The 20,862-nt window shown below is 62.7% G+C and carries 20 protein-coding genes; 13 read left to right on the top strand and 7 right to left on the bottom strand.

Translation table 11 applies throughout. The features are described from left to right. Nucleotides 1–217 precede the first annotated feature (217 nt). The gene (locus AD664_RS15180; RefSeq protein ID WP_053143539.1) at nt 218–1,135 is read left to right on the top strand and encodes an IS110 family transposase; all 918 of its coding nucleotides are present in this window, start codon (nt 218–220) and stop codon (nt 1,133–1,135) included. Nucleotides 1,136–1,297: 162 nt separating this feature from the next. On the opposite strand, the gene metR is transcribed toward AD664_RS15180, so the two are convergent. Continuing rightward, on the bottom strand, nt 1,298–2,215 hold the full coding sequence (metR, locus tag AD664_RS15175) for a transcriptional regulator MetR (RefSeq protein WP_042731628.1): 918 nt from the start codon (nt 2,213–2,215) through the stop codon (nt 1,298–1,300). A 107-nt stretch (nt 2,216–2,322) separates the two neighbouring features. Between metR and metE the strand changes: the two genes are divergently transcribed. After that, nucleotides 2,323–4,632: a 5-methyltetrahydropteroyltriglutamate--homocysteine S-methyltransferase gene (metE, locus tag AD664_RS15170; RefSeq protein WP_053147620.1), complete on the top strand. Its 2,310-nt coding sequence runs from the start codon at nt 2,323–2,325 to the stop codon at nt 4,630–4,632. A 275-nt stretch (nt 4,633–4,907) separates the two neighbouring features. Beyond that, a complete protein-coding gene (locus tag AD664_RS15165) occupies nt 4,908–5,927 on the top strand; it encodes an alpha/beta fold hydrolase (protein ID WP_053147619.1) in 1,020 nt (339 codons plus the stop codon). A gap of 138 nt (nt 5,928–6,065) precedes the next feature. Here the strand turns inward: AD664_RS15165 and AD664_RS15160 are convergent, their stop codons facing one another. Further along, nucleotides 6,066–6,947, bottom strand: coding sequence for a LysR substrate-binding domain-containing protein (locus AD664_RS15160; RefSeq protein WP_053147618.1), 882 nt, complete (start codon nt 6,945–6,947; stop codon nt 6,066–6,068). Nucleotides 6,948–7,056: 109 nt separating this feature from the next. Here AD664_RS15160 and AD664_RS15155 point away from each other — a divergent pair, with 109 nt between their 5' ends. Continuing rightward, nucleotides 7,057–8,688 (top strand): 5-guanidino-2-oxopentanoate decarboxylase, encoded by a 1,632-nt coding sequence (locus tag AD664_RS15155; protein ID WP_053147617.1) that lies wholly within the window; start codon nt 7,057–7,059, stop codon nt 8,686–8,688. A gap of 140 nt (nt 8,689–8,828) precedes the next feature. Here the strand turns inward: AD664_RS15155 and AD664_RS15150 are convergent, their stop codons facing one another. Then, nucleotides 8,829–9,758 carry an AraC family transcriptional regulator gene (locus tag AD664_RS15150; RefSeq protein WP_042732268.1) on the bottom strand — a complete coding sequence of 310 codons (930 nt, stop codon included), beginning with the start codon at nt 9,756–9,758 and terminating at the stop codon, nt 8,829–8,831. Nucleotides 9,759–10,086: 328 nt separating this feature from the next. Here AD664_RS15150 and AD664_RS15145 point away from each other — a divergent pair, with 328 nt between their 5' ends. Then, nucleotides 10,087–10,440 (top strand): putative quinol monooxygenase, encoded by a 354-nt coding sequence (locus AD664_RS15145; RefSeq protein ID WP_053147627.1) that lies wholly within the window; start codon nt 10,087–10,089, stop codon nt 10,438–10,440. 42 nt (nt 10,441–10,482) lie between these two features. Continuing rightward, nucleotides 10,483–10,725, top strand: a complete 243-nt coding sequence (locus tag AD664_RS15140) for a hypothetical protein (protein WP_042732269.1) — start codon at nt 10,483–10,485, stop codon at nt 10,723–10,725. Between the two features lie 45 nt (nt 10,726–10,770). Here the strand turns inward: AD664_RS15140 and AD664_RS15135 are convergent, their stop codons facing one another. Together AD664_RS15135 and AD664_RS15130 are read right to left on the bottom strand one after the other, a co-directional pair. Continuing rightward, complete coding sequence (locus AD664_RS15135) at nt 10,771–11,391, bottom strand: flavin reductase family protein (RefSeq protein WP_053147616.1); 621 nt, start codon at nt 11,389–11,391, stop codon at nt 10,771–10,773. Between the two features lie 132 nt (nt 11,392–11,523). Beyond that, a complete protein-coding gene (locus tag AD664_RS15130) occupies nt 11,524–11,799 on the bottom strand; it encodes a hypothetical protein (protein ID WP_053147614.1) in 276 nt (91 codons plus the stop codon). Between the two features lie 341 nt (nt 11,800–12,140). Here AD664_RS15130 and AD664_RS15125 point away from each other — a divergent pair, with 341 nt between their 5' ends. After that, a complete protein-coding gene (locus AD664_RS15125) occupies nt 12,141–12,899 on the top strand; it encodes a hypothetical protein (RefSeq protein WP_053147612.1) in 759 nt (252 codons plus the stop codon). A 122-nt stretch (nt 12,900–13,021) separates the two neighbouring features. Here the strand turns inward: AD664_RS15125 and AD664_RS15120 are convergent, their stop codons facing one another. Together AD664_RS15120 and AD664_RS15115 are read right to left on the bottom strand one after the other, a co-directional pair. After that, complete coding sequence (locus AD664_RS15120) at nt 13,022–14,341, bottom strand: MFS transporter (protein ID WP_053147610.1); 1,320 nt, start codon at nt 14,339–14,341, stop codon at nt 13,022–13,024. A 290-nt stretch (nt 14,342–14,631) separates the two neighbouring features. After that, on the bottom strand, nt 14,632–15,528 hold the full coding sequence (locus AD664_RS15115; protein WP_042729832.1) for a LysR substrate-binding domain-containing protein: 897 nt from the start codon (nt 15,526–15,528) through the stop codon (nt 14,632–14,634). Between the two features lie 107 nt (nt 15,529–15,635). On the opposite strand from AD664_RS15115, the gene AD664_RS15110 reads away from it, so the two are divergent. The 6 genes from AD664_RS15110 to AD664_RS15085 all read left to right on the top strand — a co-directional run bounded on the left by AD664_RS15110 (nt 15,636) and on the right by AD664_RS15085 (nt 20,670). After that, on the top strand, nt 15,636–16,748 hold the full coding sequence (locus AD664_RS15110) for an S-(hydroxymethyl)glutathione dehydrogenase/class III alcohol dehydrogenase (RefSeq protein WP_042729833.1): 1,113 nt from the start codon (nt 15,636–15,638) through the stop codon (nt 16,746–16,748). Nucleotides 16,749–16,841: 93 nt separating this feature from the next. After that, nucleotides 16,842–17,687 carry an S-formylglutathione hydrolase gene (fghA, locus tag AD664_RS15105; protein ID WP_053147609.1) on the top strand — a complete coding sequence of 282 codons (846 nt, stop codon included), beginning with the start codon at nt 16,842–16,844 and terminating at the stop codon, nt 17,685–17,687. Nucleotides 17,688–17,730: 43 nt separating this feature from the next. After that, nucleotides 17,731–18,204 carry a 2-C-methyl-D-erythritol 2,4-cyclodiphosphate synthase gene (ispF, locus tag AD664_RS15100; protein WP_053147607.1) on the top strand — a complete coding sequence of 158 codons (474 nt, stop codon included), beginning with the start codon at nt 17,731–17,733 and terminating at the stop codon, nt 18,202–18,204. Continuing rightward, nucleotides 18,201–19,259: a tRNA pseudouridine(13) synthase TruD gene (gene truD, locus AD664_RS15095; RefSeq protein WP_053147605.1), complete on the top strand. Its 1,059-nt coding sequence runs from the start codon at nt 18,201–18,203 to the stop codon at nt 19,257–19,259. Before ispF ends, truD begins: the two co-directional genes overlap by 4 nt. Continuing rightward, entirely contained in the window at nt 19,247–19,996 is a 750-nt protein-coding gene (surE, locus tag AD664_RS15090) for a 5'/3'-nucleotidase SurE (protein WP_042729837.1), read from the top strand. The genes truD and surE overlap by 13 nt, the downstream gene beginning before the upstream one ends. Nucleotides 19,997–20,034: 38 nt before the next feature. Further along, on the top strand, nt 20,035–20,670 hold the full coding sequence (locus AD664_RS15085; protein WP_161796107.1) for a protein-L-isoaspartate(D-aspartate) O-methyltransferase: 636 nt from the start codon (nt 20,035–20,037) through the stop codon (nt 20,668–20,670). Nucleotides 20,671–20,862: the final 192 nt, after the last annotated feature.

Raw genomic sequence — 20,862 nt, 5'->3', positions numbered from 1 at the left:
AAGCCCGCTTGTGTCTGAGTAAGGGAATAAACTCTGGGGTGAGAGGGGTAGATGGCAAGCTGTGAGTCCGCGGTGCTTGAAGCACGAGTGGGAGCAAAGCTGCCATCTACCTTTCTACTCTGGCCCATAAGCCCGAACAGTTGTACGAGCGGCACTCGAATCACAAGCGTGGGCAAAGCCAGAGCACTCTCATTTCTGAGTGTAAGAGGGTTTTGCCATGATTTCCTGGGTCGGTATCGATATATCCAAATCAAATCTCGTCGTTTGGGTTCGACCACAGAACCAAGGCTATGAGGTCCCCAATACGTCTGAGGGTTTTGCACAGCTGGTCGAACAGCTAAGCCAATACACGATTGGCCGGGTGTTACTGGAAGCCACGGGCGGCTATGAACGAAAGGTTATGGCAGCACTGCAGGAGGCAGGTTTCAATGTGCTCAGGATCAACCCTCGCCGGGCTAGAGCCTTCGCCGTAGCAATGGGCAAGAATGCCAAGACCGACCCCATCGATGCGGCTGTTCTTGCCGATTTTGCCGAAGCTCTGCATGCGTCTCACGAAAAGCCCATTTCACCTGAGCGTGAAGCACTGCGGGAGCTGATTCAGCTGCGCGAACACTTCGTCCAGCAACGAGATGACAACAAGCGCCGACTACAGCAGGCTCAGCTTCCGGCGGTTATCGAGGTGATCAAAGATCATATTCGCTACCTGCAAATCCAAATCAAGCAGTTTGGCAAAGCCATTAATCAAAGCATGCGTAAGCTGGATGCGGAGAAAGCCGACCGACTCACATCAGTTAAAGGGATCGGCACTGTGGCGACTGCTAGTTTGTTGGTTTACCTGCCTGAGCTCGGTGAGCTTGATCGCAGAGAGATCGCGGCCCTGGCGGGAATCGCCCCCTACAACGACGACAGTGGCAATCACAGCGGCAAACGTCAGATTTACGGAGGAAGAGCGCGGGTCAGACGTGCGCTTTATATGTCGTGCTGGGTTGTCATCCGCTATCACGCCGACTTCAAGGCCCGGTACGAAGCACTTCGAGGGCGAGGCAAGAGCGCGAAAGTCGCGCTCATCGCCTGCATGCGAATATTGCTAATCAGACTGAATGCCATGCTTCGAGACGGCACTGAATGGCGGTGACGGGTGGCAGAGGTAAGACAGTTGCTCCCACAGGGATTGGTGGTGCTCACAGAGTTGGGTTTTGCAGCAGGTCCTCCCACAGGGGGTGGTGGTGTCCACAGAATTGGGCTTTGCTGCGGATCCTCTGTGGGAGCGGGCTTGCTCGCGAAGGGCTCGCCGCCATCAGCGCACTGCACTGACTCCATCGAGGGTGGAAAACGACGTGTCCTTCGCCGTCAGCAGGAAGTCGCGCATGTACGGTGCGTCGAGCATGTCGGTGCGGACCGCTGCGTACAGGGTGGCGAACAGGCCTTTTTCGCCCAGGCGCTTGGCCTTCACGTAGCCCCGTGAGCTGTATTCATGCAGCGCCCAGTGGGGCATGCCGCAGACGCCGCGGCCGCTGGCCACCAGTTGCATCATCATCACCGTCAGTTCGGATGTGCGCACCTGGGCCGGTTCGATGTCGGCCGGCTCCAGGAAGCGGGTGAAGATGTCCAGCCGATCCCGTTCCACGGGGTAGGTGATCAGGGTCTCGCTGACCAGGTCCTCCGGCACGATGAACGGTTTGCCCGCCAGGCGGTGCTGGTTGGCCACGGCGAGCATCGCTTCATAGGTGAACAGCGGCACGTAGGTGATGCCGGCCAGTTCCAGCGGGTCGGATGTGACCACCAGGTCCAGGTCGCCCCGGGCCAGGGCCGGCAACGGGGCGAAGGCGAAGCCCGAGGCCAGGTCCAGTTCGACTTCGGGCCAGGCGTCGCGGAACTGGTCGATGGTGGGCATCAGCCATTGGAAGCAACTGTGGCACTCGATCGCCATGTGCAGGCGCCCGGCGGTGCCGCCCGCAAGGCGCGCGATGTCCCGTTCGGCGCCGCGCAGCAGGGGCAGGGTGGCATCGGCCAGTTGCAGCAGGCGCAGGCCGGCGCTGGTGAACCGTACCGGTTTGGTCTTGCGCACGAACAACTGCATGCCCAGGCGTTCCTCCAGTTCCTTGAACTGGTGGGACAGCGCGGACTGGGTCAGGTGCAGGCGTTCGGCGGCTTCCACCAGGCTATCGGCTTCGCGCAGGGCATGCAGGGTCTTGAGGTGACGGAGTTCAAGCACCGGAGGCTCCATGAGGAAAACTTGTGATCAACACGAAAAGGTTGAGTTTGTCTCATGAAGGGTCGGCTGTCGACAATAGCGCCATCTTTTACAGGAGGACGCACACCATGGCCCTGGCCCACACCCTCGGTTTTCCCCGCATCGGCGCCGACCGCGAACTGAAAAAAGCCCTCGAAGCCTACTGGAAGGGCGACCTGGCACCGGACGCGCTGCAAGCGGTGGGACGTGAGCTGCGGGCCCGGCACTGGCAATTGCAGAAAGACGCCGGCATCGACCTGCTGCCCGTCGGCGACTTTGCCTGGTACGACCAGGTGCTCAGCCACACCCTGGCCCTGGGCGTGGTTCCGTCGCGTTTCCACGACACCCTCAATGGCCAGGGCCGGCCCACCCTCGACACCTTGTTCGCCATGGCCCGTGGCGCCACCGCCAGCTGTTGCGCCGGTCACGGCCAGGCGCAACACGCCCAGGAGCTGACCAAGTGGTTCGACACCAACTACCACTACCTGGTCCCGGAGTTCTCCGTCGACCAGGCGTTCACCCTGAGCTGGGAACAGCTGTTCGACGAAGTGGACGAAGCCCATGCCCTGGGCCATCGGGTCAAGCCGGTGCTCATCGGCCCGCTGACCTACCTGTGGCTGGGCAAGGCCAAGGGCGAGGACTTCGACAAGCTGGACCTGCTGGAGCGGTTGCTGCCGGTCTACGGTGAAATCCTCAATCGTCTCCAGCGCCAGGGCGTGGAATGGGTGCAGATCGACGAGCCGATCCTGACCCTCGATTTGCCCCAGGCCTGGAAAAACGCCTTCGAGCGGGCCTATCACATCCTTCAGTATTCGCCGCTGAAAAAACTCGTGGCGACCTACTTCAGTGGCCTGGCCGACAACCTCGGCCTGGCGGTGAGCCTGCCGGTGGATGGCTTGCACATCGACGCGGTGCGTGCACCGGAGCAATTGGGCCAGGTGCTGGACCGGCTGCCCAGCTACAAGATCCTGTCGGTGGGCCTGGTCAATGGTCGCAACGTCTGGCGTTGTGAGCTGGAACAGGCGCTGGCGCAGTTGCAACCGGCCCAGGAACGTTTTGGCGACAACCTCTGGGTCAGCACGTCCTGCTCGTTGCTGCACAGCCCGGTGGATCTTGAGCGTGAAGACAAGCTTGATCCAGAACTCAAGAGCTGGCTGGCCTTCGCCGTGCAGAAGTGCGGTGAAGTGGCGGTGCTGCGCGATGCGTTGAATGACCCTCACGCCCCCGGTGTCCACCAGGCCCTGGTCGACAGCCGTGAGGTGCAGGCCCGTCGCGCCGCCTCGGCACGGATCCACAAGCCCGAGGTGCAGGCCCGACTCGATGCGATCAAACCCCAGGACAGCCAGCGGCAATCGCCCTTCGCCCAGCGCATCGAACGGCAGCGTGCCAGGCTGAAGTTGCCGGCGTTTCCGACCACGTCCATCGGTTCTTTCCCGCAGACGTCGGCGATTCGCCTGGCGCGCCAGGCCTACAAACAGGGCAAGTTGTCGGCCAACGATTATCAGGACGCCATGCACACCGAGATCCGTCATGCCGTGCAGATCCAGGAGCGCCTGGGCCTGGATGTGCTGGTGCATGGCGAGGCCGAGCGCAACGACATGGTGGAGTATTTCGCCGAGCAACTGGACGGCTACGCCTTTACCCGTTTCGGCTGGGTGCAGAGCTATGGTTCGCGTTGCGTGAAGCCGGCGATCATCTACGGCGACATCAGCCGGCCCAAGCCCATGACCGTCGACTGGATCTGCTACGCCCAGCGCCTGACCGACAAGGTCATGAAGGGCATGCTCACCGGGCCTGTGACCATGTTGATGTGGTCGTTCCCCCGCGAAGACGTGTCGCGCCAGGTCCAGGCCCGCCAACTGGCCCTGGCCCTGCGGGACGAAGTGCTGGACCTGGAGAAGGCCGGGATCAGCATTGTGCAGATCGACGAGGCGGCGTTTCGCGAGGGCCTGCCGTTGCGCCGCGGCCAATGGCAGGAATACCTCGACTGGGCGGTGGAGGCCTTCCGCCTGTGCGCCTCGGGCGTGGGCGATGAAACCCAGATCCACACCCACATGTGCTACAGCGAGTTCAATGACGTGATCAAGGCCATCGCCGACATGGACGCCGACGTCATCACCATTGAAACCTCACGTTCGGACATGGAGTTGCTGGAGGCTTTCGAAGCGTTCGATTACCCGAACGATATCGGCCCGGGCGTCTATGACATCCACTCGCCCCGGGTGCCGGACACGGCCGAGATGGTTTCGCTGATGAGCAAGGCGGTCAAGCGCATCGCACCGGAGCGGTTGTGGGTCAACCCCGATTGCGGCTTGAAGACCCGGGCGTGGCCGGAGACGGAAGCGGCGTTGGTGAACATGGTGGCGGCGGCGCGGCAGTTGCGCAGTCAGTTGGCTTGAGGCTGTAACGGATGAACGCAAGCTTCCCTGTGGCGAGGGAGCTTGCTCCCGCTGGAGTGCGAAGCACTCCCAAACATCCTTGCCTGGAAGTAGGGTAAAGGCTCGAAGGTCTGGGGCGGCTGCGCCGCCCAGCGGGAGCAAGCTCCCTCGCCACGGTGTTCAGAGCAACACCACTCGGCAATCTTCATCAAACTGTCACGCAACTGTGGCAGCGCGCTTGAACAAACTTCATCAGACTCGCGCTCTACTGGGGTTCTGCGTTTTGGTGTTTCTTCATGCGTGTATTCATTTTCCTGGCCGCCTTGTTGTGCGGCCTGCCGTCGATTGCGGCTTCTCGTTGTGATGTGAATGTGCCGACCCAACGGGTCGATCTGGAACAAGTCAGCGTGGCGTACCAGAGCGTGGGCCGCCCCTCCGATCCCGTGCTGTTGCTGGTGATGGGGCTGGGTGGGCAATTGATCCACTGGCCGGACGAAGTGGTGGTGGCGCTGTGCGAACAGGGTTTCCGGGTGATTCGCTACGACAACCGGGACGTGGGCCTGTCCACCTGGCGCCAGGCGCCCGGCAGCGCCAACCTGGCGTTTGAAGCGTTGCGCTATAAACTCGGCTTGCCCGTGGCATCGCCTTATACCTTGACCGACATGGCCGAGGATGGCCTGGGCTTGATGGATGCCTTGCAGGTGCAGCGTTTTCATGTGTTGGGCGTGAGCATGGGCGGGATGATCGCCCAGCACATGGCGGCCATGGCTGCGCAGCGGGTCGAAAGCCTGACGCTGATCATGACCAGTTCCGGCGCCGAAGGCCTGCCGGCACCCAGCGCGGCATTGGTCCAGCTCCTGTCGCGGCGCAGCGCGCCGAATCGCGAAGTGGCGCTGGAGCAACAGGCCGATCTGCTGGCCGCCTTGGGCAGCCCCATGGTGGTCGACGATCGGCAGGCGCTGCTGCACCAGGCCGCGGTGGCTTATGACCGCGCCTTCAACCCCGAAGGCGTGCAGCGCCAGATCATGGCGATCCTGGCGGAGCCCAGCCGCGTGGCGTTGCTCAATCAACTGCGGGTGCCAACCCTGGTCGTTCACGGCACCGCCGACCCGTTGCTGCCGGTGATGCACGGCGTGCACCTGGCCGCACACATCCAGGGCAGCCAATTGAAGCTGATCCCAGGCCTGGCCCATCGTTTCCAGGAGGCGTTCAAGGCGCCGTTGCTGGGCGCGGTGCTGCCTTACCTGCAGCAGCATCGTGACGATACGTCACACTGGGCGCAGATCGAACCGGTGCAGGCGCCGAATGTGCTTTGACCTCACCGCGCGGTTGGCAATGGGCACGCGTGGCGAGGGAGCTTGCTCCCGCTGGGCTGCGTAGCAGACCTTTCTTGTGGGCGCTGCGCACCCAAGCGGGAGCAAGCTCCCTCGCCACAAAGGCCTGCTGCTGTGGGCTCATCGCGCCTTGGCCTGCGCCACCAACCACTCCATCAAGGCCTGCAACGGCGCCGGCACTTCGGCCTTGCGCGGGAACACCAGGTGATAACCCAGCCCCGTCCCGACCTTCAGTTCGAACGGCATCACCAGCCTTCCGGCGCTCAGGTCGTCGCCGATCAACGACCAGTCGCCAATCGCCACGCCGGTGCCTTGCGAGGCCATGGACATCGCCAGGTCGAGGGTTTCGAAGTGCTGGCCCTTGGCGGCACGGCCCAGGTGCACCCCGGCGGCGTCCAGCCAGGTGGTCCAGTCGCGCCCGTCGGGGGTGGGGTGCAGCAACAGATGTTGTTGCAGGTCGGCGAGCGAGTGCAGCTGCACGGGGCCGTCCAGGAGCGGGCGCGAGCAGACCGGTGTCAGTTGTTCATCGAACAGGTGCAGGCTGGCCAGCGAGGCATCCGGCGGCGGGCCGTAGACCACGGCGGCGTCGAAGGCCTCGCGCTGGAAATCCACGCCGTGCTTGACCGTGGTGGTCAGTTCCACCGGCACGTCCGGCCGCTCCTTTTGCCATTGCAGCAGGCGCGGCAGCAACCAGCGCAGCACGCAGGTCGGGGCCTTGAGTTGCAGGGCCCGGTGCTTGTCACCGATCTGCTCCACCGCCTCGCCGATCAGGTTGAACACCTGCTGCACCCGCGGTAGCCACGCCGCGCCTTGCGTCGTCAGGCTCAAGCCCCGGGCCTGGCGCTGGAACAACGCATAGCCCAGATGAGCTTCCAGCCCGGCGATCTGCCGGCTCACTGCGCCCTGGGTGATGTGCAACTGTTCGGCGGCCCGGGTGAAGTTGCAGCACTGGGCGGTGACCAGGAAGGTGTACAGGGCCGGAAGCGGCGGAAGGCGTTTCATCGGTGCGAGCCATGACGTGAGGACATGGCGAGTATGACTTTTTATCGATTGTTGCCGCCATGGCCTGACCGTTCAATGACGCCATTCCAAGAGAAAATGGGCGGTGGCGATGGCAACGTGCGGCGAAGTGTTGGTCAAGTTACTCGAAGGCTACGGCGTGGAGCAGGTGTTCGGCATTCCCGGCGTGCACACCGTCGAGTTGTATCGCGGGTTGGCCCGTTCAAGCATCCGCCATGTGACGCCGCGCCATGAGCAGGGCGCGGGTTTCATGGCCGACGGTTATGCGCGGGTCAGTGGTCAGCCTGGCGTGTGTTTCATCATCACCGGCCCCGGCATGACCAACATCACCACCGCCATGGGCCAGGCCTACGCCGATTCGATCCCGATGCTGGTGATCTCCAGCGTGCAGTCGCGTAGCCAGTTGGGAGGCGGGCGGGGCAAGTTGCATGAGTTGCCGAACCAGGCGGCGCTGGTGAGTGGCGTCGCGGCGTTTTCCCACACGCTGCTGTCCGCCGCCGAGTTGCCCGGCGTGTTGGCGCGGGCGTTCGCGGTGTTCCAGGCCGGGCGCCCGCGGCCGGTGCACATCGAAATCCCGTTGGACGTGCTGGTTGAAAACGCCGACGCCTTGCTGGCCAGTGTACCGGTGAACATCAGCCGCGCCGGGGCCGCACCGGTTGCAGTGCAACAGATGGCTGCGATGCTGGCCGCGGCCCGCCGGCCACTGATCCTGGCCGGTGGCGGTGCCATCGACGCTGGCGCCGAAGTGGCCGCGTTGGCCGAACGCCTGGGTGCGCCGGTGGCGTTGACCATCAACGCCAAGGGCTTGTTGCCGTCCCGCCATCCGTTGCTCATCGGCTCGACCCAGAGCCTGGTCGCCACCCGCGCGTTGGTCGCCGAAGCGGACGTGGTGTTGGCCATCGGCACCGAGCTGGCCGAGACCGACTATGACGTCACCTTCGCCGGCGGTTTCGAGATTCCCGGTGCGCTGCTGCGGATCGACATCGACCCGGACCAGACCGTGCGCAACTATCCCCCTCGGCTGGCGCTGGTGGCCGATGCCCGCAGCGCCGCCGCAGCCTTGCTCGATGCCTTGGACCGTCAACCCATGGCTGAGCGCTACCAGGACTGGGGCGCGGCGCGGGCAACCCGGTTGCGGGCTGACCTGGCGAGCCATTGGGACGCTGCGACCCGTGCTCAGACGGTTTTCCTCGACAGTGTCTTGCAGGCGCTGCCGGACGCGGTCTTCGTCGGTGATTCGACCCAACCGGTGTACACCGGCAACCTGACCTTCAACCCGGAACGGCCGCGTCGCTGGTTCAATTCGTCCACCGGCTACGGCACCCTGGGCTATGCGCTGCCGGCGGCCATCGGTGCCTGGCTCGGCGGCAAGGACCACGGCCACGGCCGTCCGCCGGTGGTGTGCCTGATCGGCGATGGCGGGTTGCAGTTCACCCTGCCGGAACTGGCCAGTGCCGTGGAGGCACGCGTGCCGGTGATCGTGCTGCTGTGGAATAACCAGGGTTACGAAGAGATCAAGAAGTACATGCTCAACCGCGCCATCGAGCCGGTGGGCGTGGACATCTACACCCCCGATTTCATTGGCGTGGCCAAGGCTCTGGGCTGCTTTGCCCAGGCTGTGGAGGATACGGCGTCACTGCGCGCGGCGCTGTTTACGGCTCGTGAGCGGCAGGGACCGACGTTGATCGAGATTGACCAGGAGGTTTGGACATCGAAGTGCTGAGGTGTTTTTTACTCGCCTCATCGCGAGCAAGCTCGCTCCCACATTGATCGCTGGTGAACAGACATTCTGGTTCACTGGCATTCCTTGTGGGAGCGAGCTTGCTCGCGATGGGACCGGCCCAGTCAACGCAACACCGCCGGTCAAACCGTCAACCGCAACCGCGCCAGATCCCGCAACGGCGGCGCGCCAAACAGTCGGCTGTACTCGCGGCTGAACTGCGAAGGGCTTTCATAGCCCACCCGATAGCCCGCGGCGGAGGCTTCCAAGCCTTCGGCCAGCATCAGCCGCCGGGCTTCTTGCAGGCGCAGTTGCTTCTGGTATTGCAGCGGGCTCATCGCCGTCATGGCCTTGAACCGGTGGTGCAGGGTCGAGACGCTGAGGTTCACTTCCCGGGCCAGTTCGTCGATGCGCAGCGGTTGTTCGAAGTGGCGGTTGAGCCATTTGATCGCCTGGCTGATGCGATGGCTCTGACTGTTGGCGATGGCGATTTCGTACAGGCGATACCCCTGTGGACTGCGCAGCAGGCGGTACAGGATCTCCCGGCGCACCAATGGCGCGAGCATGGCGATGTCTTTCGGGCTGTCCAGCAATCGGGTCAGGCGCAAGACGGCATCCAGCATTGGCGTGTCCAGGCGCTCGACATACAGGCCGCGTCCGGCCGGGCGGGTCGGTACGCCCAAGGGGCCTGCGTCGGCGATCAGCGCGGTGATTTCCGCCGGGTCGATGTCCAGGCGCAGTGCCAGGATCGGGTGCTCGGGCGACACGTTGGCGATGCAACCGCTCAATGGCATCGACACCGACACCACCAGGTAATGCAGCGGGTCGTAGTTGAACTGTTCGTCCGCCAGGCGCACCTGTTTGCTGCCCTGGGCCATGATGCACAGCGCCGGTTGCGCCAGCACGGGGGCAAACTCGTTGGGTTGGCTATGGCGCGACAGGTTCAGCGAGGCGATCGCCGTCGCGTAGGTGCCGTCCTCGCAGGTATTGCGCTGGATGATCGACGCCAGTTCGGCGCGCTGTTGTTCCAGGTACGTGTCCAGCGGAACGTGGGCGTGATCGAGTGGCGTCATGCCGGAATCCTCGGGAAATAGAGAGCGGTGGGCAAAAGCTTATGTTTGTGCAAGCCGCAGCGGTAGCCACATCCTGTTGAAAGCTTGCCTGATCCTGCACGGCGTGACAGGGGGCGGCCGGGCCATGCTGGGGAAACTTGCTTGAAACCTTTTGTTTCAAGTTCTCCGGATTCAGCCGACGACTCGGCGAATTTTGTAACGCTCTGGCGCAGGATTGTGCAATGGGTCGGCAGGAATCGACTAACGAGGCTGGTGCCGTGGCGCTTAACCTTTGATCCTGTCGCAGCCTGTCACCGGCTGCACCACGGATGACCTGGGAGGGTTGAACATGACGACACAGATCCCCGTCAGTCACATGGTTTTCGTGCGGGCCCGCAGCGGTTGCTCCAAGCAACTGGGGGCCCGCCTGAGTACACTGGTCGCGCCCTCGCGCCAGTCCCCTGGTTGCCTGCACTTTGCGTTGCAGCAATCGCAATGCGACGCCGACTTGTGGCTGGTGTCGGGGCTGTGGACCCACCAGCAGGTGATGGAGGCCTACTTCAATTCCCCGGCCATGGCGATTTTTTCCGCATTGGTACAGGACCTGGTGGTCAGCAGCCTGGATTTCCACACCTTTTGCGAAGTGTCCGCCGCCCAGGCGACTGAAGGCTGCCTGGCGACGGTACACAAACTGGCCGGTTGAAGGTTTAATGACGGTTATTTTTCATCGCCAGGAAGCTTGAGCATGGCACGTAAAGCCTTTGAAACCTTTGAAGCTGTTTCCGCCGTCATGCCCCGGGAAGGGGGCGGCTATTTCGCGGCCATCGCCACCAAAGCCCTCGGTGGCTCGGGGGCACCGCGTTTCAACAAGGTGCTTGAAGAGCAATCCTTCGACACCGCCGCCAAGGCCGATGAAGCGGCCGCGGTGGAACTGACCCGCCTGCAGGATGTGGATGAAGAGGGTGGGCTGGTGTGGCGCGTTGACTAATCACCGACACAGAGCGCCCTCGCCAAGGGGCGAATCGCTGTTGCCTTACTTCGGGCGATGCATCTTGAACAGCGCCTCGGGGCCCAGCTGGAAATAGTCGGCCGGGCCACCGCCGCGCAAGATCGGTTCGGCGGCAGCAGTGTCGTAGATCCCGTCCTTCAACAGCCATTTGGCGATGTGCACGGCAACCACTTCACCCAGGATCAGCCAGCTCGGCACCAGGGCCTGATCCGCCCGTTGCAATTGAATGATCTGGGTAACCTTGCATTCGAAGGACACCGGGCTTTCAGCCACCCGCGGCACCTGGATCACCCGTGAGGCCGCGGGGGTCAAGCCTGCCAGTTCGAACTCGTCGACCTCAGGCGCGACCATCGCGCAGCTCTGGTTCATCTGCTCGGCCAGCGGGCGCGTGGCCAGGTTCCAGGCGAACTCGCCGGTCTGTTCAATGTTGTTCAGGCTGTCTTTGCGACCGACGCTGGAAAAACCAATGATCGGTGGGATGTAGTTGAAGGCGTTGAAGAAACTGTAAGGCGCCAGATTCAGGCGGCCTTCGGCATCCTGCGAAGAAATCCAGCCGATGGGGCGTGGGCCGACGATGGCGTTGAACGGATCGTGGGGCAGGCCGTGGCCGTGGGCAGGTTCGTAGAAGTGGATCTCATCGGGCATGACAGCGTGTTCCTGGAAGGCATGGGTCTGCGACCCATAGTGCAAGGCCCGGCCTTTTAATTCCAGATGGATGAACGCAGAAAAATCGCAGCCTGCGGCATTGCCGAAGGCTGCGATCCTGTTTCCCGACCCTCAACCGATGGCTTCGGCGGTGCCAGTCTTGTCAAAACCGTCGGCCGCGATGGCGTCGGCGGTGCCGGTCTTGTCGAAACCGTCAGCCGCGATGGCGTCGGCGGTGCCGGTCTTGTCGAAACCGTCGGCGGCGTAGCTGCCCGAGTGGCTGCGTTCGATGGCGGCGCTGGCACCGGCGCCGAAGGCGGCCGATCCGGTCTTTTCATAGCCGTCCGCGGCGAAGGTGTTGGCGGCCAGTACGGACAGGGTCAGGGCGAGCATCAGTTTGGTTTTCATGTCGGTTACTCCAGAGTCGTTGGCGATGTGTCTTGCATGGGTTAATGCTACGCCAAATAAGTTGATTGAAAAGTTCAAAATAATGCTAAAAAAGATCTATTAAGTAGATGTTAAGGGCGGCGCATTTCAATCGCTCTCGTCGTCGGAGCGAACGTCGCGCAGGTCATCGATCAAGTGAGGTCAGGGTGAAGGGCGGGCATTAACGTGCGATTAATCGCTGATTTCCCGTGAGTGACAGATTTTTCATACATTCCCAACCTGTTTTTCACCGCCACAACGCCAGTCTGCCGTACGGCCAGAAGTACAAGAGTCGGCCGCCACACACTGGAGCGTTCCCCGCGATGAATAAATTGCCCCAAATCACCCTGGCCTTCTGGGTCATGAAAATCTGCGCGACCACCCTGGGGGAAACCGCCGGGGACCTGCTGTCGATGACCCTTAACGTCGGTTACGCCATCAGCTCGCTGATCCTGATCAGCGTGTTCGTCCTGACACTGGTCACGCAGCTCATGGCCAAGACCTACAAGCCTTTGCTGTACTGGACCGTCATCCTGTCCACCAGCACCGCGGGCACCACCATGTCCGATTTCATGGACCGCACCCTCGAACTGGGCTACGCCACCGGGTCGCTGATCCTGATTGCGATTTTGCTGGCGATCTTCGCCGCCTGGCGCCTGAGCGGTGATTCGCTCAACGTCACCAAGGTGCAGACCTTCCGCGGCGAGATGTTCTATTGGATGGCGATTCTGTTTTCCAACACCTTGGGCACGGCGCTCGGCGATTACCTGGCGGACGATTCAGGCCTGGGGTTTGGCGGTGGTGCGCTGCTGATCGGTTCGGCCATCGCCGTGGTCGTGCTGCTCAAGTACCTCACCCGGATTTCCACGGTGGTGCTGTTCTGGATCGCCTTCGTACTGACCCGTCCCCTGGGTGCGACCCTGGGCGACTTGATGACCAAGTCCCATGAGAAAGGTGGCCTGGATTTCGGCACCATCGGCTCGTCGGCGGTGCTGGCAGGCATCTTGGTGGTGATGATCGCCGGGGCAGCGTATGCGCAGAATCGCTATGGCAACCGGGAGCGTGCGGCGCAGGTGAGCTGAGACCGAGTCGTTCCCTTCGCGAGCAAGCCCGCTCCCACAGGTTCAGCGTAGATCCTGTGGGAGCGGGCTTGCTCGCGAAAGGGCCCTAGCACTCACCAGGGCAGTGACTGCAAGAACACCTGTCAGTCAGTCACGATCCGCGAATGGGTGCGGGTGTCCTTCATGGTGATGTACACCAGCAGCGAGACTGCGATGCAGCCCGTCACGTACCAGTAGTAGCCGGTTTCCATGCCGATGCTCTTGAACCACAGTGCGATGTACTCAGCGGTGCCGCCGAAGATCGACACGGTCAGTGCGTAGGGCAGGCCGACGCCCAGGGCGCGGATTTCGGTGGGGAACAGTTCGGCTTTCACCACGGCGTTGATGGAGGTGTAGCCGCTGACGATGATCAGCGCCGCCATGATCAGGAAGAACGCGCCCCACCAGGTCTGGATGGTGTGCAGGGTGGTGAGGATCGGCACGGTGCACAACGTGCCCAGGATACCGAAGGCGATCAGGATCGGCCGGCGTCCGACCTTGTCCGACAGGCCGCCGATCAGCGGTTGCAGGCACATGAACAGGAACAGGGTGGCGGCGGAAATGGTGGTGGAGTCGGAGATGCTCATGCCGACGGTGTTCACCAGGTATTTCTGCATGTAGGTGGTGTAGGTGTAGAACGCCAGCGTACCGCCCATGGTCAGGCCGACCACGGTCATCAGTTCCTTGGGGTGGCGCAGCAAGGTGCGCATGGCGCTTTCCTTGGACTTTTCCTTCTTGGTGAACGACTCGGTTTCTTCCATGCCGCGTCGCAGGTACAGCGCGACGATCGCGCACAGGGCGCCGATGGCGAACGGAATGCGCCAGCCCCAGGCGTACAGCTGTTCGCTGGTGAGGAACTGTTGCAGCACGATCAGCACGCCCAGGGCGATGAGCTGGCCGGAGATCAGCGTCACGTATTGGAAGCTGGAGAAGAAGCCGCGACGTTCCTTGGTCGCCATCTCGCTCAGGTAGGTCGCCGACGTGCCGTACTCGCCACCCACCGACAGGCCCTGGAGCAGACGAGCGAACACCAGCAGGATCGGGGCGCCGACGCCGATGGTTTCATAACCGGGGCTCAGGGCGATGATCAGCGAGCCGAAGCACATCAGGTAGACCGAGGCCATCAGTGCCCGCTTGCGGCCGGCGCGGTCGGCGTAGAGGCCCATCAACCAGCCGCCGATCGGGCGCATCAGGAAGCCCACGGCGAAAATCGCGGCGGTGTTGAGCAACTGGGCGGTGGTGTCGCCCTTGGGGAAGAAGACCTTGGCGAAGTACAACGAGAACGCGGCGTAGACGTACCAGTCATACCACTCGACCATGTTGCCGACCGAGCCGCTGAAAATCGATTTGATCCGGCTGGCGGTGGTTCTTTCACGGGCGGGCGCAGCAGCCGACCCAAGGGGCAGGGCGTTGGAGTTATCCATTGAAGGATCCTTCATTTAATTGTTGTTGTGGAGCGCGTGTGAACGCAGCCTGCCAGGGCTATAGCAGGACCTGTGCCACGTAGCTCAGGGCCGTTCTAGAGGGGTTTGCTGCGCTGGATGAGCGGAAATCCGCTTATTTGCGGCGGGCGGTGAGCGAAAATTCGCTCATTGGGGCTGTTCGCGAGCAAGCTCGCTCACACAGGGGGGAGTGGTGTGGGCGCTGGTTTTTCGGTTGGCCCGGATCAATGGGGCAGTGGGCTTGCTCGCGAAAGCGGCACCCCGGTATCCATCTAACCCCGATACTCCGGCCGCTCGGCCAGCCCTTCCTTAAGGAAATCCACCAGCTTGCGCACTTTCGGCGACAGGTGCCGCTGTTGCGGGTACAGCGCCCAGACGGCGGTGTTGGGCGGTTGATGGGCTTGCAGCAGCGAGATCAACGCACCGCTGTGCAAGTGCTCCAGCACGTAATAGTCCGGCAACTGGCACAAACCCATGCCTTGCAAGGCTGCGTCCAGTACCGCTTGCCCACTGTTGCAGCGCCAGTTGCCCTGCACCCGCTGGGAAAATTCCCGCCCGTTCTGTTCCAGTTGCCAGATGTCGGAACTGCCCACCAGGCAGTTGTGCCGGCTCAATTCCGACAGGCTGTGGGGGCGGCCATAGCGTTCCACGTAGGACGGCGACGCGCACAAGTACATCCGGCGCGGTGCGAGACGAGTGGCCACCAGGCGAGAGTCCTGCAGGCGACCCAGGCGAATCGCCAGGTCCAGTCCCTCGTGAACCAAGTCGAGAGGGCGGTTGCTCAACTCGATGTCCACCCGCAGTTGCGGGTAAAGGCTCATGAAACGGGTCACCAGCGGCACGATAAAGCGCTCGCCGTAGGCCACGGCGCAAGTCATGCGCAGCATGCCCTTGGGTTCGCTGGTGAGATCGCCCACCGCCCGAAGCGCTTCTTCACGCCCATCCTGAAGACGCTGGCAATGGTGGAGGAAGGTTTGTCCAGCCTCGGTGAGGGTGACCCGGCGGGTACTGCGGTAGAGCAGTCGCGTCTGAAGACGCTCTTCAAGCCGTACGATTTGCCTGCTGATGTGGGAGGACGACACCCCCAGGCGTTCGGCCGCCGCCGTGAACTGGCTGCACTCGGCCACGGCGACGAACTCGTCGATCCCTTCCCAGCGATTCTCGGACATGAAGGATTATCCCTGTACGGCAATAATGTTTTGCTTTTGGCTGGATTATTCATCGTCTGGTGGCGGATTACACTCCCGGTCTTGTTTTTATTTGCTGGAGAACCCGAATGATCAAGTCACGCGCTGCCGTTGCCTTCGAGGCCAAGAAACCCCTGGAAATCGTTGAAGTCGACGTTGCCATGCCCAAGGCGGGCGAAGTGCTGTTGCGCGTCGTGGCTTCCGGTGTCTGCCACACCGACGCCTACACCCTGTCGGGCGCCGACCCGGAAGGGATCTTCCCGGCGATCCTCGGCCATGAAGGCGGCGCCATCGTCGAAGCCGTTGGCGAGGGCGTGACCTCGGTGGCGGTGGGCGATCACGTGATCCCGCTGTACACGCCGGAATGCGGCCAGTGCAAATTCTGCAAGTCGGGCAAGACCAACCTCTGCCAGGCGATTCGCGCGACTCAGGGTAAAGGCCTGATGCCGGACGGCACTTCGCGTTTCTCCTACAAAGGCGAGACCATTTTCCACTACATGGGCACCTCGACGTTTTCCGAGTACACCGTGCTGCCGGAAATTTCCGTGGCCAAGATCGCCAAGGACGCCCCGCTGGAAAAAGTCTGCCTGCTGGGCTGTGGCGTGACCACCGGCATCGGCGCGGTGCTCAACACCGCCAAGGTCAAGCCGGGCGATACCGTGGCGATCTTCGGCCTGGGTGGCATCGGCCTGTCCGCGGTGATCGGTGCGGTGAAAGCCAAGGCGGCGCGGATCATCGCCATCGACATCAACCCGGCCAAGTTCGAGATCGCCAGGCAACTGGGCGCCACCGATTGCGTCAACCCGAAGGATTTCGACCGTCCGATCCAGGAAGTCATCGTCGACATGACCGACGGCGGCGTGGACTTTTCCTTCGAGTGCATCGGCAATGTCCAGTTGATGCGTGCCGCGCTGGAATGCTGCCACAAGGGTTGGGGCGAGTCGGTGATCATCGGCGTGGCCGGGGCCGGGCAGGAAATCGCCACTCGTCCGTTCCAACTGGTGACGGGACGCGTCTGGCGCGGTTCGGCCTTTGGCGGCGTGCGCGGTCGCAGCGAACTGCCAAGCTACGTGGAAATGGCCGAGAAGGGTGAAATCCCGCTGGATACCTTCATTACCCACACCATGGGCCTGGAAGATATCAACAAGGCGTTCGACCTGATGCATGAAGGCAAGAGCATCCGCACCGTCATTCATTTTTAAGAGCAGTGGCAAGCTCCAAGCGGCAAGCTGCAAGTCAAGCGCGTGCGTTTTTCTTGCAGCTTGAAGCTTGCTGCTTGTAGCTGAGGTGAAGCTATGAACCTCGAAAATATCTCCTGCCAGAAAAGCTTCGGCGGCTGGCACAAGCGTTACCGGCACCGATCCGACGTGCTCGGCTGTGACATGGTGTTTGCCGTGTACCTGCCACCCCAGGCCGAGCAAGGCGCGAAGCTGCCGGTGCTGTACTGGTTGTCCGGGCTGACCTGTACTGACGAGAACTTCATGCAGAAGGCCGGCGCCCAGCGCATGGCCGCCGAGCTGGGGCTGATCATCGTGGCCCCGGACACCAGTCCCCGTGGCGCCGATGTGCCGGGTGACCCGGACGGCGCCTGGGATTTTGGCCTGGGTGCGGGGTTTTATCTGAATGCCACGCAGGATCCTTGGGCGCGGCACTATCGGATGCATGACTACGTGGTGCAGGAATTGCCGGCACTCATCGAGGCGCATTTCCCGGCGTCGGATCAACGCGGCATCAGCGGGCACTCCATGGGCGGCCATGGTGCGCTGGTCTGCGCGCTGCGCAACCCCGGCCGTTACCGTTCGGTGTCGGCCTTTTCGCCGATCAACAATCCGATGGATTGCCCCTGGGGCCAGAAGGCCTTCTCTCGTTACCTGGGGGAAGATCGCTCGAAATGGCGCGAATGGGACGCCTGCGCGTTGATTGCCGAGGCTACCGAGAAGCTGCCGCTGTTGGTGGACCAGGGCGATCGCGATGATTTCCTCGCCAACCAGCTCAAGCCCGAAGCGCTGCAACAGGCTGCCAAGGCCGTAGCTCACCCGCTGACGCTGCGGCTGCAACCGGGCTACGACCACAGCTACTACTTCATCGCCAGCTTCATTGATGAGCACTTGCAGCATCATGCACGCGCCCTGAGCCGCTAATGCAGGTAGAATCACGCCCTGACAAAAATCGGGGCGTTTTTTTATGCGTATTGGCCACGGCTACGATGTTCACCGTTTCGCTGAAGGCGACTTCATTACCCTGGGCGGCGTGCGTATCGCACACGGCTTCGGGCTGCTCGCGCATTCCGACGGTGATGTCCTGCTGCACGCCTTGAGCGATGCATTGCTCGGCGCAGCGGCGCTGGGTGACATCGGCAAGCATTTCCCTGACACCGATCCCCAGTTCAAGGGCGCCGACAGCCGCGTGCTGCTGCGTCACGTGGTCGCGCTGATCCACGCCAAGGGCTGGAAAGTCGGCAATGTGGACAACACCATCGTCGCCCAGGCGCCGAAAATGGCGCCGCACATCGAGACGATGCGCCAATTGATTGCCGAAGACCTGCAAGTGGAGCCGGATCAGGTGAACGTGAAGGCCACCACCACTGAAAAACTCGGTTTCGTCGGTCGCGAGGAAGGCATCGCCGTTCACTCCGTTGCCTTGTTGCTGCGCTCATGACCGAATTGGAACTGTTGGGGCCGCGGGCCTATGGCGAGTCGCTGGGCAGTGCGGTGCTCAAGGCCACGGCGGAGGATTTCCAGGTCGATGAAGTGCTCGACATTCCGTTGACCGGCGATGGCGAGCACCTGTGGATCTGGGTGGAAAAACGCGGCTTGAACACTGAAGAGGCGGCTCGGCGAATCGCCAAGGCCGCCGGCGTGCCGTTGCGCACCGTCAGCTACGCCGGGCTCAAGGACCGCCAGGCCCTGACCCGCCAGTGGTTCAGCGTGCAGTTGCCGGGCAAGGCCGATCCGGACCTGTCGGCGGCCGAGAACGACACGCTGAAAATCCTCAAGACGGGACGCCACAAGCGCAAGCTGCAACGCGGCGCGCATTCGGCCAATGGCTTCACCCTGCGCCTGACCCAATTGCAGGGCGATCGGGCGGCCATCGATGCGCGCCTGCAACAGATTGCCCAGCAGGGCATCCCCAACTATTTTGGTGCCCAGCGGTTTGGCCATGACGGCGGCAATGTCGTCGATGCCCGAGCCTGGGCCGCGCGCAAGGCCTTGCCGGAGCAGCGCAATGTACGTTCGCGGCTGTTGTCCGCGGCGCGCAGTTACCTGTTCAACCAAGTGCTGGCGGCCCGGGTGGCCGACGGCACCTGGCAGCACGCCCAGGTCGGCGATTTGCTGGCGTTCACCGACAGTCGCAGCTTTTTCCCGGCCGGTGAGGCCGAGTGCAGCGACCCGCGCCTGGCCATCCTCGACCTGCACCCCACCGGCCCGCAGTGGGGCGAAGGCCCTTCGCCGGCCGCCGGGGCGACCCACGCGCTGGAACAGGCCGTTGCCGAGCGCGAGGCGGATCTGCGCGATTGGTTGATAAACGCACGAATGAGTCACGAACGTCGCATCCTGCGACTGCCCATTGGCGGGCTGTCGTGGCATTATCCCTCGCCTGACATTCTGCAACTGGAATTCGTCCTGCCGGCCGGATGCTTCGCCACTGTCTTGGTGCGCGAACTCGTCGATCTGGTGCCGGTAGGGCAGACGGACAGCCCATGCGTATTCTGATTTCTAACGACGACGGGGTGACAGCACCCGGTCTTGCCGCGCTTTATGCTGCGCTGGCGGATTTTGCCGAGTGCGTGGTGATCGCCCCGGACCAGGACAAAAGCGGCGCCAGCAGCTCGCTGACGCTCGACCGTCCGTTGCATCCCTGCTACCTGGATAACGGTTTCATCAGCCTTAACGGCACGCCGACCGATTGCGTGCACCTTGGCCTCAACGGCTTGCTGGAGCGCGAGCCGGACATGGTGGTGTCGGGCATCAACCTGGGCGCCAACCTGGGGGATGACGTGCTGTATTCCGGCACGGTCGCCGCCGCCCTGGAAGGTCGTTTCCTGGGCAATACGTCGTTTGCCTTTTCGTTCGTTTCACGGCAAGTCGACAACCTGCCGACCGCCGCCTATTTCGCCCGCAAGCTGGTCGAGGCCCATGGCGCGCTGGACCTGCCGCCGCGCACGGTGCTGAACGTGAACATTCCGAACCTGCCGCTCGACCACATCCGTGGCATCCAGCTCACGCGTTTGGGCCATCGGGCCCGCGCCGCCAGCCCCATGCACGTGGTCGACCCGCGCGGCAAGGCCGGCTACTGGATCGCCGCCGCCGGTGACGCCGAGGACGGCGGGCCGGGCACCGACTTTCATGCGGTGATGCAAGGTTATGTCTCGATCACGCCGCTACAGCTCGACCGGACCTTCAACGAAGCCTTTCGAAGCCTCGATGGCTGGCTGGAGGGGCTGCATTGATGCGTGAGCAAGACGATATGTTGCGTCGCGGGATCGGCATGACGTCCCAGCGCACCCGGGAACGACTGATCCAGCGGCTGTACGAAGAAGGCTTGTCCAATGCCCAGGTGCTGGAGGTGATCCGGCGTACTCCACGGCATTTGTTCGTCGACGAGGCCCTGGCCCATCGCGCCTATGAAGACACGGCGCTGCCGATCGGCCATAACCAGACCATTTCCCAGCCTTATATGGTGGCCCGCATGAGCGAGCTGCTGTTGGAGGCCGGACCGCTGGACAAGGTACTGGAGATCGGCACCGGTTCGGGTTACCAGACCGCGGTGTTGTCGCAGTTGGTGGAGCGGGTGTTCTCCGTCGAGCGGATCAAGGTGCTGCAAGACCGAGCCAAGGAACGCCTGGTCGAGCTGAACCTGCGCAACGTGGTGTTTCGGTGGGGCGATGGCTGGGAAGGTTGGCCGGCCCTGGCACCGTACAACGGCATCATCGTGACCGCCGTGGCCACTGACGTTCCCCAGGCTTTGCTGGACCAACTTGCCCCTGGCGGGCGGCTGGTGATTCCAGTAGGGGCGGGGGAGGTCCAGCAACTGATGCTGATCGTGCGCGAAGAACATGGCTTCTCACGCCACGTGCTGGGCGCGGTGCGATTCGTGCCGTTACTCAACGGGCCATTGGCCTGAGCATTTATAAACAGACGCTGAATTCCTCGGCTGCGGTTGTGTCTTACAGCGGCAGCGGTGGATTGAACAGCTTTCAACGGCGTCGAGCAAACGTGTGCGGTGGCGCATCGCGCTTCATTAATAGAAGCGTGGTCGCGGCCAGCTATATTTGTATGACGTTTGCCTGGTCGGGCAGGCGTCGATTTTTCAGCC

Origin of the sequence: Pseudomonas sp. P97.38 (assembly GCF_001269745.1) — a bacterium.
Classification (GTDB): Bacteria; Pseudomonadota; Gammaproteobacteria; order Pseudomonadales; family Pseudomonadaceae; genus Aquipseudomonas; species Aquipseudomonas chlororaphis_E.
The sequence above is the reverse complement of the archived record's forward strand: the minus strand, read 5'-3'. Positions and strand labels throughout refer to the sequence as shown.

What these genes read in the sequence shown, in the direction of transcription:
- AD664_RS15125 (WP_053147612.1), top strand. Translation starts at nt 12,141, where the DNA reads ATGAATAAATTGCCCCAAATCACCCTGGCCTTCTGGGTCATGAAAATC.
- AD664_RS15115 (WP_042729832.1), bottom strand. Translation starts at nt 15,528, where the DNA reads ATGTCCGAGAATCGCTGGGAAGGGATCGACGAGTTCGTCGCCGTGGCC.
- truD (WP_053147605.1), top strand. Translation starts at nt 18,201, where the DNA reads ATGACCGAATTGGAACTGTTGGGGCCGCGGGCCTATGGCGAGTCGCTG.
- AD664_RS15180 (WP_053143539.1), top strand. Translation starts at nt 218, where the DNA reads ATGATTTCCTGGGTCGGTATCGATATATCCAAATCAAATCTCGTCGTT.
- AD664_RS15120 (WP_053147610.1), bottom strand. Translation starts at nt 14,341, where the DNA reads ATGGATAACTCCAACGCCCTGCCCCTTGGGTCGGCTGCTGCGCCCGCC.
- AD664_RS15135 (WP_053147616.1), bottom strand. Translation starts at nt 11,391, where the DNA reads ATGCCCGATGAGATCCACTTCTACGAACCTGCCCACGGCCACGGCCTG.
- AD664_RS15160 (WP_053147618.1), bottom strand. Translation starts at nt 6,947, where the DNA reads ATGAAACGCCTTCCGCCGCTTCCGGCCCTGTACACCTTCCTGGTCACC.
- AD664_RS15145 (WP_053147627.1), top strand. Translation starts at nt 10,087, where the DNA reads ATGACGACACAGATCCCCGTCAGTCACATGGTTTTCGTGCGGGCCCGC.
- AD664_RS15165 (WP_053147619.1), top strand. Translation starts at nt 4,908, where the DNA reads ATGCGTGTATTCATTTTCCTGGCCGCCTTGTTGTGCGGCCTGCCGTCG.
- surE (WP_042729837.1), top strand. Translation starts at nt 19,247, where the DNA reads ATGCGTATTCTGATTTCTAACGACGACGGGGTGACAGCACCCGGTCTT.
- AD664_RS15140 (WP_042732269.1), top strand. Translation starts at nt 10,483, where the DNA reads ATGGCACGTAAAGCCTTTGAAACCTTTGAAGCTGTTTCCGCCGTCATG.
- ispF (WP_053147607.1), top strand. Translation starts at nt 17,731, where the DNA reads ATGCGTATTGGCCACGGCTACGATGTTCACCGTTTCGCTGAAGGCGAC.
- AD664_RS15085 (WP_161796107.1), top strand. Translation starts at nt 20,035, where the DNA reads ATGACGTCCCAGCGCACCCGGGAACGACTGATCCAGCGGCTGTACGAA.
- AD664_RS15130 (WP_053147614.1), bottom strand. Translation starts at nt 11,799, where the DNA reads ATGAAAACCAAACTGATGCTCGCCCTGACCCTGTCCGTACTGGCCGCC.
- AD664_RS15150 (WP_042732268.1), bottom strand. Translation starts at nt 9,758, where the DNA reads ATGACGCCACTCGATCACGCCCACGTTCCGCTGGACACGTACCTGGAA.
- fghA (WP_053147609.1), top strand. Translation starts at nt 16,842, where the DNA reads ATGAACCTCGAAAATATCTCCTGCCAGAAAAGCTTCGGCGGCTGGCAC.
- metE (WP_053147620.1), top strand. Translation starts at nt 2,323, where the DNA reads ATGGCCCTGGCCCACACCCTCGGTTTTCCCCGCATCGGCGCCGACCGC.
- AD664_RS15110 (WP_042729833.1), top strand. Translation starts at nt 15,636, where the DNA reads ATGATCAAGTCACGCGCTGCCGTTGCCTTCGAGGCCAAGAAACCCCTG.
- AD664_RS15155 (WP_053147617.1), top strand. Translation starts at nt 7,057, where the DNA reads ATGGCAACGTGCGGCGAAGTGTTGGTCAAGTTACTCGAAGGCTACGGC.